Consider the following 14,871-nt stretch of genomic DNA (forward strand, 5'->3'; position numbering starts at 1 on the left):
TCTATGGAGAGATACAAATCTATAATCGATGACTGGGAGGGTTTCAAACAGGCATGTGAGACCCACGCGGTCAACATTGCCAGAAGAAACCGGGTCAAGTCCTCCGATGATTTCTTAGAGAAGCTTTTCAAGGACTTCGATGTTATAGAAAAGCCTTCCTGGAATGAAAACATTCACAGGCTTTCGAACACCGAAGAGCCGGGCAAATCCTTGCTTCACTGGCGTGGAGACTACTACGTCCAGGAAGAATCAGCGGCCATACCGGTCCACGCGATGAACCCACAGGAAGGCGAGAAGATACTTGATATGTGTGCCTCGCCGGGCGGGAAAACAACACAGATAGCCTCCCGGATAGAAAACAACGGGGTCGTGATTGCCAACGATAAGACGGCTAAACGGCTTCAGAGCCTGACAGCGAATGCCTACCGGACCGGCAGCACTTGCGTTACAACTACCAACTACGATGGCCGGAACTTTCCTGGCCGAGAGGACTTTGACCGAGTCTTAGTTGATGCTCCATGTAGCGGAGAAGGAGATCGGGCGCGAAGAACCTTCGAGCCAGCGGAAAAAGAGGAAAGAGAAAGTCTCTCAGAGCTTCAGAAAAAGTTGATTGTTAGAGGCGCAGAACTTCTCATAGATGACGGTGTCTTAGTTTACTCTACATGTACTATCGCACCGGAGGAAAACGAAGAGGTTGTAAAACACGCCCTGGAAAACACAGAGCTTGAATTGGAGGGAATAGAGATCGATCTTCCGCACAGTAGCGGCCTCGAAGAGTTCGAAGACAGCAAATTCGGAGAGGAGCTTAGAAAAACCATCAGGATGTATCCACACCACTTTAACTCGGGTGTTATCTATGTCGCAAAGTTCAGAAAGTAAGGCATGGAACTTCTTGGAAGAACGGTTCGGTGTGGAAAGAGCCGACCTGCCGCATCTTGAGATTGAAAGACGGTCCGGCGACTACTGGCTTGTGCCTAAAGATTCCGTCGAAGAGTATGAAACGGAAGTCTCAGGTCTCCGGGCTTTGAGAGATCTGGATATCGGCTTGAAGCCAACGACTTACCTCATCCAGCTTCTCGGCGATAAGGTTCAGAAGAACCTAGTTGAGCTATCCCGAGAGGAGTTCCGGAAGCTGCTTGCGCGCGAGGAAATGATTCCAAGGGACTTAGAAGAGGAAGGTTATGTGGCTCTCAGGTACAGAGGTCTTGTGGTGGGCTGTGGTTACTTCAAGGGCGGTGTCGTCTCATCAAGAGTGCCAAAAGGCCGAAGCAACGAACTGCTCGATATTGTTTAATCGCTGCTGTCAACCATCGCGTTAACTATCTTTACGAAAATTAATCCTGCCGTGGCCTGGGCTGCCAGAATATCTATGCTTGGCGGCGGGAAGCTCGTTATCGAAGCACGACCAAATGTTCCGGCGGTCTGCTGTAGAAGATAAGCATCCAGTGCCAGCACTCCGATCACTATAACATCGAATATAACTGACTTATCCAGGAACTTCTTCAGAAAACCTCCATCGTCGTTTCCGACACTTATTCCTCCGCTCATCTATATACCCGAGTTCGCTGTTCTGCTTGAAAAAAGTTTCAGTTCGCGGCTTCCAACCCTTTATAAATTTTAACCCTGTTTGTAACCATACTGGCGGCCAAGGCGAGGGGGCAACACCCGTACCCATTCCGAACACGGAAGTAAAGTCCCTCAGCGATCTGGCTAGTACTGCCTTTCGGCGGGATCTCCAGGACGCTGCCAGACTATTTTTCCCTTAGTTATCTACTCGTTTACAATAATCTAGTTAAGTTTCCTGAGCTATATTGGCTTAGGTAAAAATGTATGAACTAGATGATCTGTGGTCCTCGGTCCAAGAATATGAGCCTAGCGATTCGGAGTACGCTCTCGATCCTTTAGAGGTCGAGACATGGTATGATCTAGAGGCGGATAGTTCATCTGTGTCCATTGAATATGCGCTTGAGTCTTCAGGCTTCGGCGACAATCCTTCCGGCCCTGAGCCTTACAAGGTCCCTACGGCAGGGCCGTCGATATCGGATTGTGGAGGCTATTCCGCACCGGGCGGATCTTCAATGCCCATGTACGGCGAGTAAACCATATATATTCTATAAGCTGTTTTGTTGTGTGTAGAAGGCTTTTTATCTAGTTATAAATCGATGGAAGGGTGGAACAAACGCCTTATTTAAAGAAACCTATTGTAAGGCTGTATGGTATCACTCCATAGCTTGCGACAGAGCAAGGTTGTGCTTTTTGTTTCGGTTTTATTGCTGAGCATAGCCATGACTGGCTCTGTGTCCGCACAATCAGAAACAAGAATCGTAGAAGGTCAGACGCATGAAAATGCTTTCAGATGCGAGCCAGGTAGTATTCCTGAGACCTCACTGCTTGAAGAGTTCAGAGAGGATGTACGACGAGTAGTTAACCCGGAATACGTCCAGAAATACCCAGATGACTGTATTTCATGGGCTAAAAACACTATGGTGGAAGCTAACGGTGAAACTCACAGCTACACTGTAAGCGTTGTCAAATACCAGGGTGAAAACCAGCCTGCTATGATCACAGTTCTCAGAGATGGCAGAGGACTTGGCTACGTCGATATGAGAGTTGACGGCCAGAATATTGGCAGCACCAACTCCGATGGCCGCGTCAGAGCCGAGCTTTCCGACGAGTTCGAACTCGTCGTCGAGACATCTGACGTTGATCTAACGCTCTACGGTTAAAACCTTCTTTCCGGGGGTCGAGGCCTTTAGAACTTTGTATGCGCGCCTATGACCGCGCCTTGAAGCTCTGAGTCCTCGATCTCTGTTTTCTTATCAATCAAGGAGCTTCGTATCTCCGAGTTCTTGACTTCTGCCTCTGGGAATACGATGCTGTTTTCGATTTCCACGTTCTCAAGACGAGCGCCTTCCATAACTACGACGTTCTCGCCGATCTCACAGTTTTCAGTGTCTCCGCTGATGACTGCTCTATCTATGACGGCTTCTGTTGCCTCAAGGTAGCCTTTACGGGTGCCTACATCGTGCCATTCGCCTGAGAAGCTGAAAGCATACATTTCCTCGCGTTCATGCGCCCATTCGATCAGACGGCCTGGTTCATCGAGGTACTGTTCGGCTGGAACATCCGTCTGCTTGAAATGGTCTTCGTACTGGTTGAAAAGCGATACGTTCCTTTTAGGGAAGTAATAGCAAGCAGTGGATGCCAAAGTGCTTGGAGGTTCCTCTGGTTTTTCCTCGAAGCCTACAATCCGATCCTCTTCCGTATCAACAATACCGAACTGTTTGGCGTGTTCGAAATCGTTGATGTCATATACTACGTTTACCGGGGCGTCTTTCTCCCGGCAAAAATCCAGTAAATCCGAGAAGCTGAATCCGAAGTAGTTATCGCCTCCGACAACCAGCAGATCGTCGTCCAAACCTTCTTTTTCGATCAGTTTGATGATTGCGCCGATTGTCCCTGGTTTTTCCTCTTCGCTGTCCTGCTGTTCGACTACGACGCGGGCGTTCCGGTCGTATTCTTCGATGTAGTCCTCGAAGTCTCCTGCGAACTTTGCGTTAGTTGAGATTATAGTTTCCTCGACTTCGTCATCGAGTTCTTCAAGCATGAAATCGATTATAGGTTTCTCTCCGAGCGGCAAAAGCGGTTTAGCCCGGTGCTTTGTAATCGGCCATAGCCGTGTTGCGTGTCCTCCAGCTAGCACAATAGCTTTCATAATACACTGTAATACTTCACGGTTTTTATCCGCACCGGATGGTTATCTAATCAGAACGAATATCTTCCAGCAGTTGACACTTCCGGCATACATCGTTGCTACAAGGTTCTCCGCATCTTTCACATTCCTGTATCTCATCGACGTTGTTCTCCCAGTCAATGCTTTCATCCACGATATCCGATAGATCTCGTCCGTGTGAGACAATCTTGTTTTTAGTTCCAGGCATCTGAGCCTCGAGCTTGTTCAAGAACGATTTGACCATCGGCCGCAGCGATCCTTCCTGGACGTGCGGACACCGATCGATCACGCCTAGATCATGTAGACGCGAATAAAGTGCGATCTCCTTTTCACGGACATCAAGCAATGGCTTGATTCTTGGAACAAACATTTCGTGGGTGTCCGAATCGCTCATCGCGCCCATGCGCGCCAGCTTCTGCATGTTGCCTTTCAAATGGTTCATCATGATTGCCTGGGCTTCATCGTCCAAGTTGTGGCCAATTGCGAGCTTGTTGGCATCGACTTCACGTGAGAGCTTGTTCAAGAGATCTCTGCGTATAATCCCGCAGTAAGTACAGTTTCCAAGCTCTCCGGTATCGGCCACATCATCCATCTTCAAATCGTAGTAGTCTTCATACCGGCCAACCTCCAGACGTACATCCAGCTGTTCGCACAGCTCTTCTGCGGCGCCGATCGATTCATCGCGGTAAGGATCGATTCCCTCATGGACTGCGATCGCAACTATCTCAACGTCAGGGCGTTCGCCGAAGATCTCGACGAGCTGTTCGAGCATTACAGCCGAGTCCTTCCCGCCGCTTAAACCCACGGCGATCGTGTCCCCGGACTCAACCAGGTTGTGTTTCCGGATAGTCCGTTTGATCTTCTTGTTAATATCTATCGAGAAATGTTTCTCACATAGAGACCGTCCTTCGTACTCTCTGGTTATGACGGCTTCTTCATCGCATTTTGTACAGGTACTCATGGAAACTCAAGAGAAGGTGGAAGTTAAGAAAGACCCGGTACTTCCAGTAAGCCTTCCAGTGAGTCAAAACGGTACTCCGGATCGTGGTTAACATATGGCTTGTACGGGTTAACTAGACAGCAGTCGATCCCTGCGTTTTCAGCGACCTCCATGTCATCCGAGGTGTCTCCAACCATCAAAGGATTGTCCGCCTCCATCTTCTCGATAGCCTCACGTACCATTTCCGGGTTCGGCTTTTTCCTCTTAACGTACTCTTTCATGTCGTCGGTTGTAGGAGATAGAACCGTCTCGAAATGATGATCAAGGTTGTAGTACTGTACGACGAACTCTGTGGTCATCAACGGTGCGTTGCTGACAACGGCTTTCGGCTGATCGATCTGGTCAAGTACTTTTTCGGCCGCAGGGTATAGACTTATCTCTCCGTCCTTCAAGCGCTGGATTTTTCGTTCAGCGACTTTCCTCTCTAGGCTCTGTAAATCCTCCCAGGTCAGACCGTGGTTCTGTAGCATTCTGTTTAGATCAGAGGGTTTTTGCGCTAGAATGATGTCTTTCAGATCCTCTGCGGTCAGCTCGATCCCTCTTTCTCTCATAAGTTTCTGTCTTAGCCTGTCAGCCCAGGCGAATCCGTCTTCCATGGAGTCGATGAGAACTCCGTCCTTGTCGAAAATCACTGCGTCGTACTTCATTCCGAAAGTACAATTCCAGGAACATCTTTTAACGTCTGTCGCTCGTAGGTCGGCTCAGCCTCGATACTCCAGTCGTGCCGGTTCACCCAGTAACTATCCATCTCCGCGGCAATAGCTGCCTCAACATCGGATTCATGATCGCCAATGTACAGGAACGGATCCCGTTTTAACTCGGCCCTCGCAAAGTTCAAGTGATCCGGATGAGGTTTCTTGTCCGAAAGATCCTCGAAGTCCTCGATCCCACGGTAGAAATCAAAGTATTTTTTCAGATCGAAGTACTCAATGGTCTCCTTGATAGCCATCTCAGGGGCGTTACTGATAATCCCTAGCTTGACCTCCTGTTCATGGAGATTTTCTATAACCTCTCGGACATCATCGAAAAGCACGAACTCTTCGGTTTTAATTCTTTTAGCACGTTCTTTTGAGGTTTCCTCGGCCATACCGGTCCAGATAGTTTCAGCGTCCACACCGAAATCGTTACAGGCATCAACACATTTTTTCACGCCTTCAACTCCCAGAAACTCCTTTAACTTCTTACGGGAAAGCCCGCTGGCATCCACGCCGTTTCTCTCCAAAACTCTGCGAGCAGCATCATACTGCCAGCTCATATTATCGCCCTCGTAGTTGAGGATCACTCCGTCCATGTCAAAAACAACCGATTCGTACTTCATACCTAGAAAACAGGTCTCCGGGTTTAAACCGGTTGGAGTTATTAAACAGTTGCCACGGAAAAACAGGATACCAAAGCCGGGATGGCGGAGTCTGGCCGAACGCGGTAGATTCGAAATCTACTGACCTGTGATGGGTCTCCAGGGTTCAAATCCCTGTCCCGGCGTATTCCTCAAATATTCAGGATTTGATGCGAGAAGCACTCTACGACTGCTTCGGGTTCAAATCCCTGTCCCGGCGAAACTTTCCGGCTAAGTTTCATCAAGCCTAAGCCGCATAAAAGCGGCTCTCAGCCACATTTTCTGTAGTGGTTATAATCGTTCAATTCTAAAATACTCCGATCTAAATTTAGCTTAGATGTCGGCAAGTATAGAGGACGAAAAACAGCTGAAGAACGTGATAGAGTCGCGGGATCTAGAGTTCAGCGACCATGCTGAGATAAAGCTGAAAACTCGTTCCAATGTATCATCGGAGCTGGTTAGCCGGTTTTTAGAGGATTTTTCCAGGCTTGATTCATTCGAGTTTCAGCCCAGCGAGTACGGCGGCGAGAAATATTCGCTGGTATTTGATAAGTCCTCCACATATTACCTCCATATAGTTCTATCGGTGTATAGTGACAAGATCGTAGTGGTTACAGCATATCAAGCAAATAAAAATAATCAAGATAAAGACAACTTACACTCCTACAGGCGATCCTAAAATGGATAAGATAATCAGATATGATTCCAAGGAAGACGTCCTATTCTACAACGAAGGGCGTAAAAGTAAGTACTCCGTCCAGGTAGGCGATTTTGTCTTGGATGTAGCAAATGGCTCGGTTGTAGGCATGGAAGTGATGAATGCTACTGAGAACATATCGTTCCAGACAAGCGATGAGATCGCTGCTGAAGACTTGGAAAAGATCATCGATGCGTCTATATCGGTCCGGTCTGGGAAAAACGAGGTCTTCATCGCTTTGATTTTCACTTTACAGAGAGACGGCAAGGAGATACAGCAGAAACTTACACTGAATCTCGATAAAGAGGCAGTCGAGGCTTGAAGGCTCCATCTGAACTGTTTTTCAAACTCAGAGAATACGTTCTAACTACTCGACTCTGGATTTTACTCGTAGCAGTTAATCTTGTTGGCACGGCTTACGGCTTCTATTTTTACGGCGATCAGCTCCGAGAAACATCCGTTCTGCTCTGGATTTTTGTAGCGGACTCGCCGCTTTCAACCCTTGGAATCGCAGCCGCAGTAACCCTGCGTAAAATCGGGAGGCAAAACAAGTACGTCGATGCTTATGCCTTTCTAGCGAATCTAAAATACGGCTTGTGGACTGCCATAGTTCTTTTGATCTACTTCCGGGGCTTTACCTCGATTAACTCGACGGGAATGTATCTGTTTCTCTTTTTCTCCCATCTTGGGATGGCTGTACAGGCGTTTTTGATCGAAGACATCGATCTAAAGGCTTTGGCTGGCGTCGGAGGGTTTTTCATCGTCAACGATTTCTTTGATTATGTCTTTGGCGTTCATCCGTTCATTCCGTCGGACAATATAGTTTATGCGGGACTAACAGCAGTTTCCTTGACGTTAATCGGTCTTCTAGTTGCTTGGAAGAATAAAGACGGAAAATAAAATGTTGTGAATATGTGAGACTTTCTTACATCGGAGGCATTCCGTCGTCGTCTGGACCGCCCATTCCTCCGCCGGGTCCGCCGCCCATCATGTCTCCTTCGTCCATCATTCCGCCGCCCATCGAATCAGTTTCCTTCATATCGTCCATGAGGTCTCTGATCTCGTTGATCTTCTTGTTCAGCGATGACTCGGAGTCAGGGTCCTGTAGTTCGTTCCGGAGCTGTTTTACCTTTGTTTCAAGCTCTCGGGCTGTTTTCCCGGTGCTTCCGTATGTTTCAAGCATCATTTCAGCAGAGTCCAGTACTGCCTCGGCTTCCTCTTTCTTATCAGCGAGTGACATATTCACCACCAGAAACTCCAGCGTTTTTAAACTCTTCGGTGGTACTACAGTCTTCTTCCACGTGAGGCCTCAGGGCTGTAAGCACGCGGCAGCTGCTCGGAGTAGTAATCGGAAAGAGTCTGGTTGAAGCTGTCGCCGAGTATTATGAACATTCGATCGCCCTGGCTGATCTCAGCTTCTATCGAGGCGCTTCTCTCACCGTTCAGCCAGACGGTTCCGTTCCCACACTGGGAGATGTTTTTCGCGTTCACACAGAGTTTCTCTCCCTGGCTGACTGTGACGTCTATGCTGGTCAGAAAGTCTTTCCAGGTAACGCCGGTTGCGTGTTTGTGTACTATATTTGAGTTATTGTTCTCCAGGTGGACGTAGTCTTCCTCGAGCTGTTTGTCAAGAAAGCTTAGCTCGGAGCCGTTTACAACCATGTAGAAAAGAGCGTGTTCATGTGTTGTTCCGAACTCGAAGTCTCCAGAGCTTTCGTGGCTGTGATCTGTATGGTTGTCCTCTAAGTTATTTTGTTCGGGAAACATGTTGGATGCGCTGGCTCGCAAATCATCGTTTAACGCCAAACCTGCTCCTCCTAGGACCGATGCGATCAGTATCGAGGCGGTAAGCAGGTTTTTCATCTTTAGTATAAGTTAATAGAAAAGGGTTTGGAGAGAGGGATTTACTCCTCGATCTCTCCGAAGGCGAACTTCCGTCCAACGGATGTAATCTCGACGTCGTACTTTTCGCCGACTTCTCCGCCAGGTACGAAGACTACGAATCCTTCAACGCGAGCAATACCATCGCCCTTGGATCCTAGGTCTTCGATCTCTAGTTCGACTGTCTCTCCTTCTTCTACAGGCTTATCGTAATCGTTGTCGTCGCCTGAATCATCGGAGTTGTCTTCGAAATCGTCGGATTCTTGCTGTGGCTCGTCGTCGAAGCCATCTTCTTCCTCGAATCCGTCTTCTTCGTCGAACTCTACTTCATCTTGGGTTTCGTCTTCGAAGTCATCTTCGAAATCCTGTTCAAAATCGTCTTCAAAATCATCTGTCATTGTGATAAGACACCTTTAAGCTGTAAATTCGATAGAGTCTGCCAGCTTTAAATACCTCGCCTCCAGCTGTAATAAATCCATTTTACAAGTATAAACTATGCCGCAGCAAGGAGGACAGTGTCCGTTCTGCCAGCTCATCCAGAACCCGGATCAGCTGATGCTAGTCGGAGAGTCCGAAAACTTCTACGCATGGCTCGAAGTAAATCCGCGGGCCAAAGGTCACTCGATGATCGTACCTAAAGAACACAAGGAAAACGTATTAGAGTTTTCAAGCAAGGAGTGGACGGAAGCGTTCAATTTAACACGTGAGGTCGTAGAAAAAGCCAAGAAAGGCATAGGAGCTGACGGCGCATCGATAACAGTTAACATAGAGGAAGCAGGCGGCCAGATGCTGCCTCACGCATACATACAGGTATTCCCTCGTTTCCAGGGAGAGGAAACAGCAGGTACTCCGACGGGCGCGATCTTCCCGCAGCGTGATGAGCTTCAACAGCAGCTTGACTCGATCGCAAGCGACATGAACTCCGCATCGGTCGATATCGGCGGTGGAGAGGAGATCGAAGCCCATCCGGAAAGCCAGAGGTTCAAGGATCCGGAACCCGAGCCAGAACCGGATGACTCAGAGGACGAAGAACAGGAGGCTGAAGAGCCGGAGACTGAGCAGAAGGTTGTCGAAAAAGAAATCGAGGTTAAAGATGCCGGAGAGCTTTCGGAAGACGAGCTTGTCCAAGAATTAATCAACCGGCATGGCTCACGTGAAGGTTTTGTCAGCTCGGAGACTTTCGAGCAGATCATATCGGGGACAGGTTTCAGTCTGAAGAAGTCCTCGAACTACGAGAAAAAGAGCTTTGACTGGATCTGAACAGGTTTCTCTACTTTTGTCAGCTGAAAAGGGGCTGGCTAGATTCTTTTAACTTTCAGTCCACGCACATATGTTATGACTGAATACAATCCTCAACAGCTGGAAGAAAACGTCAAACAGTTCTGGGAAGAAAACGACGTAAAACAGAAAGTAAGAAACTCGACGGAAGGAAACGATCCTTTCTACCTTGTCGATGGCCCTCCATACCTGAACGGTGCGCCCCACGTTGGCCACATGCAGGGAAAGGTTCTGAAAGACGTTATGCTGCGTTTCAAGCAGATGCAGGGCTTTGACGTCTGGGATCAGGCAGGTTTCGATACCCATGGACTTCCCAACGAGCTTGCTACCGAGGAAGAACTCGGTGTTGAGGACAAAAACGAGATAGGGAAAAGCATTTCCGCAGCCGAATTTATCGAAAAATGTAAGGAACGGGCTACATCCGCACAAGACTTGTGGAAAGGGGTTATGGGGGATCTTGCGATCTGGCAGGACTTCGAGGATCCGTACATGACTTACGATCCGGAGTATATCGAAAGCGAGTGGTGGCTTGTCTCACAGGTCGAAGAACAAGACTTGCTTTACAAGGATCTGAAGCCTATTCACTGGTGTCCGAGATGTCAGACATCGCTTTCAGGGTACGAGGTCACCGACGCATACAAGGACGTCGAGGACTTAGCGGTTTACGTCAAGTTCCCGCTGGCCGGACGAGAGGAGAAAGTGGTTATCTGGACGACAACGCCTTGGACGATCCCGGCGAACATGGCTGTGTTCGTACATCCAAACATTAGATACGCGCGGGTTGAGCTAAACGGAGAGAAACTAATAATCGCAGAAGAGCTTGTCGGTGAGGTTCTCGGCAAGGCAGGTTACAGCGCTGAAGACTACGAGATACTTGATACGATGGTCGGAAGCGACCTCGAATCCATGAAGTACGAGCATCCGATGGTCGAGGAAGCACCGAAACAGAAAGAACTGGACGAAGAGAACAACGTACACCGGATCCATACCTCGGATTCGCTTGTAACCTTGGAAGACGGTACGGGACTGGTTCATGCCGCAACAGGACATGGACAGGAAGATTTCGAGGAAACCCGGCACCTGGATATACCGATCTTCTCACCGGTTGATAGGGAAGGAAAGTACACCGAAGAAGTTGAGGCGTACGAAGGAGAGTACGTACACGATGTAAATGAAAAGATAAGAGACAGACTGGATGAGAAAGGTCTTTTGCTCAACAGCGAGGGCTTCCAGCACGAGTACCCTCACTGCTGGCGTTGTAAAACTAAACTGGTCTACCGTGCGGCCGAACAGTGGTTTATCGAAAACAACGAAGTTAAAGAACGGATGCTGGAGGAAAACAAAGACGTTGACTGGATACCGGATGAAATCAAAAAACGGTTCTCGAACTTCGTCGAGGACTCACCGGACTGGTGTATCTCCAGACAGAATTACTGGGGTGTCCCGGTACCTATCTGGGAATGTAGCGAATGTGGAGATTACGAGGTAATCGGTTCCTTCGAACAACTGGAGGAGAAAGCTGGAGGACTACCGGAGGACTTCGATCCTCACAAACACCACGTCGATCCGATAACCTGGAGCTGTGAGTGCGGCGGAGAAAAACAGAGAGTCGAAGACATTCTCGATGTATGGTTTGATTCAGGTTCCGCGCCTTTCGCATCACTACATTATCCTTTCGACGAGGAGCCTTTCGAGTCGATGTTCCCGATGGATTTCATCACAGAGGCATCGGATCAGATCCGTGGATGGTTCTACTCTCTGATGTTCTGTGGAATCCTCGGATTTGATGAGGTGCCTTACGAGAAAGTTCTTTTCCAGGCACACGTCCTGGATGAGAAAGGAAAGAAGATGAGTAAATCCGTAGGAAACGTCGTCGATCCCGTAGAACAGATCGAAGAGTACGGAGCGGACCTACCACGGTTCTACTCGATGAGGGTCGCACCGGCATGGGAGCAGACAAAGTACGATGAAACCGAGATAAGACAGGAGATCTACCGGTTGTTCAGCGTCTACTGGAACACGGTAAACTTCCTGACAGGACACGGACTCGAGGTAAACGAAGAGCCGGAAAGCCTCGAAATCGAGGATAGATGGATGCTTTCCCGAATCGAAAGTATAACAGAAGAAGCACAGGAACGAATGGAAAACTGTGTTTTCCACAAGCAGGCCAGAGAACTCGAAGAGTTCGTCTTGGATGATCTATCCCGCTGGTACGTAAAGAAGGTCCGTCAACGCGTCAAAAACGGAGACCGAGCGGCTTCATGGACCTTGAGACAGGTACTTGAGAAGGTTAACAAACTGTTCGCGCCTTTGACGCCGTTCATCTCCGAGAAAGTCTACCAGGAACTAGAAGGTGAGAAATTATCGGTTCACATGGAAAGCTTCCCGGAAGCCGACCAAGAGCTGATAGATGAATCGCTTGAGGTTGGAATGGATCTGGCCCGTGAAGTTGTAGAGGAATCGAACAAGATCAGGGACAAAAACGAGTACAACCTTCGATGGCCGGCCAAGAAACTCACGGTCTCGACAGGTAAAAGAGAGGATTTAGAGCGGTTCGTTCCGCTGATCAAGGAGATGGCGAATGTCAAAGCCGTGGAGTTCGGAGACGTAGAATCACGAATAACGGCTTCTCCTGATTACTCGTCTCTCGGACCGAAGTTCGGTGGAGATGCCGATAAGGTCGCAGGGCTGATCGAGGACATGGAAAACGAACAGGTAAACCAGTTGAACTCGACAGGAACTATTATCTTGGACGATTACGAGATATCCGAAGAAGACGTAGAGTTCGAGAGCCATACCGTCGGCGATGTCAATCAAAGGTCTTTTTCGGCAGGAGAAGTATTCCTGGATCTCGAGGTAACACCGGAGATCGAACAGGAAGCGTTTGTATCGGAGGTAATCCGTGCTATCCAGCAGAAAAGAAAGGAGGCTGGACTCGAGATGGAGGATGCCGTTGAAATCTCGTTCGAAGGCGACTACGAGCCTGTCAAGGAACACGAGGATTCGCTGAAGGAAAGAGTCAAGATCGAGTCCGTAGAGTACGGATCAGCCGACAAGGAATTCCAACAAGAGGTAAACTTCGAGGATGAAAGACTTTCCGAGCCGAGAACCCTAAAGTTCTCGTTCTCAAAACCAGTGGCTTAAAACCGTTGGAGACGTGAAGGAGAACATGGAATCCGAAAGCTTAGAACCAGCAGTAGAGTACTTGAAAAACATAGATGAAGACGATCAAGTGGCGATAATCCATCACTGGGACATGGATGGAACCTCTTCCTCGGTTATCATCTCGAAGATTCTCGAGAAACTGAGAGGCTGTCCCGCCGATGAAGTCACAATCCCGGCGAAAAGAGCCTACCATTTAAGCGATGAAGACCGCCAGATGCTCGAGGACAAGACAAAGATACTAATCTTAGATTTCAACCTCGCAGCAGACGAACTGGAAGATCTTAACGAAAACTACGGGGACGTATTGGTTGTAGACCACCACAACTTCGATAGAGTGCCTGACGTACCGTTCGTTAACCCGAGAGAAGCCGATGCCGATGCCTACGTGCCTTGTAGTAAGATTTGTCTGGATATCGCCTCGAACTTCGGCCTGGAAGATGATCTGCGATGGATCGCAGGCCTTGGGGTCATACAGGACTTCGGAGTCAGCTCATGTAAAGACCTTTTCGAAGACCTCGAAGAGGACTACGAGGCATACCTTCCTGAGACCCTTGAACAGCAGGAGTTGGCTAAAAACTGTGAGTACGGCCGTTACTCAAGTGTTTTGAACATCAAGCCGTACAGGGACTCGGCGCACTTCGCAAAGCTTGCCTACCAGGCATTGATGAGTTCAAACGATCTCAAGGAGCTTGAAGCACAGGAAGCATACAGGAAAATTTATGAGGTCTACCTGGAGATGCAAGACGAGTTCAACATCGCTGTAGAGGACTACGATGAGGACCGTGAGATCGATCGCCAGAAAATGGTGATCTTCTTCGAGCTTGAAAGCGACTTCCATATCACTTCAAGCATTGCGACCAACATGTCCGCGAAGACACCTGAATGGATCCATCTAGTTGTTCAACGCGGCGAGGAAATCAATGTATCGGCTCGATGCCAGTCAGGACGCGTAGATCTCGGCGAACTGATGCAGGAAGCTCTTCCCGAGGAATCATTGGAGGATGGAGCAGAAGCCGGCGGTCATCGGAAAGCAGCAGGAGCCTCAATGCAGCCAGAGTACTACGAGGAGTTCAAGGACAACTTCAAGCACCTGATCTAAACGTAAGCTGTTTAAACCCAGCGCGGGTAAGTTGTAGATATGAACAAAGACGCAGCTGACAAGCAGAAAGAGAAGGCAAAGGAAATGCTAGGAATTGACGACGAACGCGCAAAGGAAATCTTCAAAGAGCAGCCAGACCGCAAGCAGCAGAAAAAGAAAGAGATCGAAGAGAAAAGAAAGGAGCTAGACGGGAAATAAAGCTCCTATCCTTTAACCTTTCACGTCCAATTCTGAGACCATTTCATTCGCGCATTAGGTACCATAATCTGACTTCTGAGACTTATTCTTCTCTTCCTTGATCTCTTGAAGGGCTTCAGCTTTCAATTTGTTCTTAATTTTCTGACTTCTGAGACGGAGGTGAATGAGAAGATGGTACATAGATACGTGACTTTCAATTTGTTCTTAATTTTCTGACTTCTGAGACGGTTCAAGACGTTTCTTACAGCAATATTTACAGACGCCTTTCAATTTGTTCTTAATTTTCTGACTTCTGAGACAATATCCCAGAAAACATCGTAACCCTCGTTGACCTCTTTCAATTTGTTCTTAATTTTCTGACTTCTGAGACCCGGTGATTTAGAGAATCGTTCCTTAAATCAAAATTCTCTTTCAATTTGTTCTTAATTTTCTGACTTCTGAGACCAGCTAGAATGATGATGCTATAGGCAAGGATCTTTCCTTT

General features: G+C 48.2%; 19 protein-coding genes, 1 tRNA gene, 1 rRNA gene and 1 CRISPR repeat array (1 of these 22 cut by a window edge). Of the genes, 13 read left to right on the forward strand and 8 right to left on the reverse strand.

Features of this window, described 5'->3' with window-relative positions:
• Positions 1–3 precede the first annotated feature (3 nt).
• Positions 4–879 carry an RsmB/NOP family class I SAM-dependent RNA methyltransferase gene (locus tag SVXnc_RS01580; RefSeq protein ID WP_347722214.1) on the forward strand — a complete coding sequence of 292 codons (876 nt, stop codon included), beginning with the start codon at positions 4–6 and terminating at the stop codon, positions 877–879.
• Positions 857–1,294: a methyltransferase RsmF C-terminal domain-like protein gene (locus SVXnc_RS01585; RefSeq protein WP_347722215.1), complete on the forward strand. Its 438-nt coding sequence runs from the start codon at positions 857–859 to the stop codon at positions 1,292–1,294. Before SVXnc_RS01580 ends, SVXnc_RS01585 begins: the two co-directional genes overlap by 23 nt.
• Here SVXnc_RS01585 and SVXnc_RS01590 read toward each other — a convergent pair.
• Positions 1,291–1,548 carry a hypothetical protein gene (locus tag SVXnc_RS01590; RefSeq protein ID WP_347722216.1) on the reverse strand — a complete coding sequence of 86 codons (258 nt, stop codon included), beginning with the start codon at positions 1,546–1,548 and terminating at the stop codon, positions 1,291–1,293. The two genes, SVXnc_RS01585 and SVXnc_RS01590, sit on opposite strands and share 4 nt — an antisense overlap.
• Before the next feature lie 89 nt (positions 1,549–1,637).
• On the opposite strand from SVXnc_RS01590, the gene rrf reads away from it, so the two are divergent.
• The 3 genes from rrf to SVXnc_RS01605 all read left to right on the forward strand — a co-directional run bounded on the left by rrf (position 1,638) and on the right by SVXnc_RS01605 (position 2,726).
• A 5S ribosomal RNA gene (gene rrf / locus SVXnc_RS01595) occupies positions 1,638–1,752 on the forward strand.
• Between the two features lie 74 nt (positions 1,753–1,826).
• Positions 1,827–2,099 carry a hypothetical protein gene (locus SVXnc_RS01600; protein ID WP_347722217.1) on the forward strand — a complete coding sequence of 91 codons (273 nt, stop codon included), beginning with the start codon at positions 1,827–1,829 and terminating at the stop codon, positions 2,097–2,099.
• A gap of 198 nt (positions 2,100–2,297) precedes the next feature.
• On the forward strand, positions 2,298–2,726 hold the full coding sequence (locus tag SVXnc_RS01605) for a hypothetical protein (protein ID WP_347722218.1): 429 nt from the start codon (positions 2,298–2,300) through the stop codon (positions 2,724–2,726).
• 26 nt (positions 2,727–2,752) lie between these two features.
• Here SVXnc_RS01605 and SVXnc_RS01610 read toward each other — a convergent pair whose 3' ends face one another.
• Genes SVXnc_RS01610 through SVXnc_RS01625 form a run of 4 tightly spaced genes read right to left on the reverse strand, consistent with a single transcriptional unit; the run spans position 2,753 to position 6,051 of the window.
• The gene (locus SVXnc_RS01610) at positions 2,753–3,715 is read right to left on the reverse strand and encodes a nucleotidyltransferase family protein (RefSeq protein WP_347722219.1); all 963 of its coding nucleotides are present in this window, start codon (positions 3,713–3,715) and stop codon (positions 2,753–2,755) included.
• 46 nt (positions 3,716–3,761) lie between these two features.
• Positions 3,762–4,694 (reverse strand): TIGR00269 family protein, encoded by a 933-nt coding sequence (locus tag SVXnc_RS01615; RefSeq protein ID WP_347722220.1) that lies wholly within the window; start codon positions 4,692–4,694, stop codon positions 3,762–3,764.
• Between the two features lie 23 nt (positions 4,695–4,717).
• Positions 4,718–5,380: an HAD family hydrolase gene (locus SVXnc_RS01620; RefSeq protein ID WP_347722221.1), complete on the reverse strand. Its 663-nt coding sequence runs from the start codon at positions 5,378–5,380 to the stop codon at positions 4,718–4,720.
• Positions 5,377–6,051 carry an HAD family hydrolase gene (locus tag SVXnc_RS01625; RefSeq protein ID WP_347722222.1) on the reverse strand — a complete coding sequence of 225 codons (675 nt, stop codon included), beginning with the start codon at positions 6,049–6,051 and terminating at the stop codon, positions 5,377–5,379. Before SVXnc_RS01625 ends, SVXnc_RS01620 begins: the two co-directional genes overlap by 4 nt.
• Positions 6,052–6,126: 75 nt before the next feature.
• Between SVXnc_RS01625 and SVXnc_RS01630 the strand changes: the two genes are divergently transcribed.
• The 4 genes from SVXnc_RS01630 to SVXnc_RS01645 all read left to right on the forward strand — a co-directional run bounded on the left by SVXnc_RS01630 (position 6,127) and on the right by SVXnc_RS01645 (position 7,666).
• A tRNA-Ser gene (locus SVXnc_RS01630) sits at positions 6,127–6,215 on the forward strand.
• 191 nt (positions 6,216–6,406) lie between these two features.
• On the forward strand, positions 6,407–6,748 hold the full coding sequence (locus SVXnc_RS01635) for a hypothetical protein (RefSeq protein WP_347722223.1): 342 nt from the start codon (positions 6,407–6,409) through the stop codon (positions 6,746–6,748).
• A 1-nt stretch (position 6,749) separates the two neighbouring features.
• The gene (locus SVXnc_RS01640; RefSeq protein ID WP_347722224.1) at positions 6,750–7,088 is read left to right on the forward strand and encodes a hypothetical protein; all 339 of its coding nucleotides are present in this window, start codon (positions 6,750–6,752) and stop codon (positions 7,086–7,088) included.
• Complete coding sequence (locus tag SVXnc_RS01645) at positions 7,085–7,666, forward strand: DUF1405 domain-containing protein (protein ID WP_347722225.1); 582 nt, start codon at positions 7,085–7,087, stop codon at positions 7,664–7,666. Before SVXnc_RS01640 ends, SVXnc_RS01645 begins: the two co-directional genes overlap by 4 nt.
• A gap of 25 nt (positions 7,667–7,691) precedes the next feature.
• On the opposite strand, the gene SVXnc_RS01650 is transcribed toward SVXnc_RS01645, so the two are convergent.
• The 3 genes from SVXnc_RS01650 to SVXnc_RS01660 are packed head-to-tail and all read right to left on the reverse strand — an operon-like array spanning position 7,692 to position 9,045.
• Positions 7,692–8,006 (reverse strand): hypothetical protein, encoded by a 315-nt coding sequence (locus SVXnc_RS01650; RefSeq protein ID WP_347722226.1) that lies wholly within the window; start codon positions 8,004–8,006, stop codon positions 7,692–7,694.
• Between the two features lie 44 nt (positions 8,007–8,050).
• Positions 8,051–8,629 carry a hypothetical protein gene (locus tag SVXnc_RS01655; protein ID WP_347722227.1) on the reverse strand — a complete coding sequence of 193 codons (579 nt, stop codon included), beginning with the start codon at positions 8,627–8,629 and terminating at the stop codon, positions 8,051–8,053.
• A 41-nt stretch (positions 8,630–8,670) separates the two neighbouring features.
• A complete protein-coding gene (locus tag SVXnc_RS01660) occupies positions 8,671–9,045 on the reverse strand; it encodes a TRAM domain-containing RNA chaperone (protein WP_347722228.1) in 375 nt (124 codons plus the stop codon).
• A gap of 97 nt (positions 9,046–9,142) precedes the next feature.
• Between SVXnc_RS01660 and SVXnc_RS01665 the strand changes: the two genes are divergently transcribed.
• From SVXnc_RS01665 to SVXnc_RS01680, 4 genes are all read left to right on the forward strand, one after another.
• A complete protein-coding gene (locus SVXnc_RS01665; RefSeq protein WP_347722229.1) occupies positions 9,143–9,907 on the forward strand; it encodes an HIT family protein in 765 nt (254 codons plus the stop codon).
• 75 nt (positions 9,908–9,982) lie between these two features.
• Positions 9,983–13,069 carry an isoleucine--tRNA ligase gene (ileS, locus tag SVXnc_RS01670; protein WP_347722230.1) on the forward strand — a complete coding sequence of 1,029 codons (3,087 nt, stop codon included), beginning with the start codon at positions 9,983–9,985 and terminating at the stop codon, positions 13,067–13,069.
• Positions 13,070–13,094: 25 nt separating this feature from the next.
• A complete protein-coding gene (locus tag SVXnc_RS01675; RefSeq protein WP_347722231.1) occupies positions 13,095–14,189 on the forward strand; it encodes a DHH family phosphoesterase in 1,095 nt (364 codons plus the stop codon).
• A gap of 39 nt (positions 14,190–14,228) precedes the next feature.
• Positions 14,229–14,387, forward strand: a complete 159-nt coding sequence (locus SVXnc_RS01680; protein ID WP_347722232.1) for a hypothetical protein — start codon at positions 14,229–14,231, stop codon at positions 14,385–14,387.
• 119 nt (positions 14,388–14,506) lie between these two features.
• A CRISPR array of direct repeats spans positions 14,507–14,871; the repeat unit is 36 nt; unit sequence CTTTCAATTTGTTCTTAATTTTCTGACTTCTGAGAC; it runs 1,914 nt beyond the window's last position.

Origin of the sequence: Candidatus Nanohalococcus occultus, assembly GCF_029207735.1 — an archaeon.
Taxonomy (GTDB): Archaea; Nanohalarchaeota; Nanosalinia; order Nanosalinales; family Nanosalinaceae; genus Nanohalococcus; species Nanohalococcus occultus.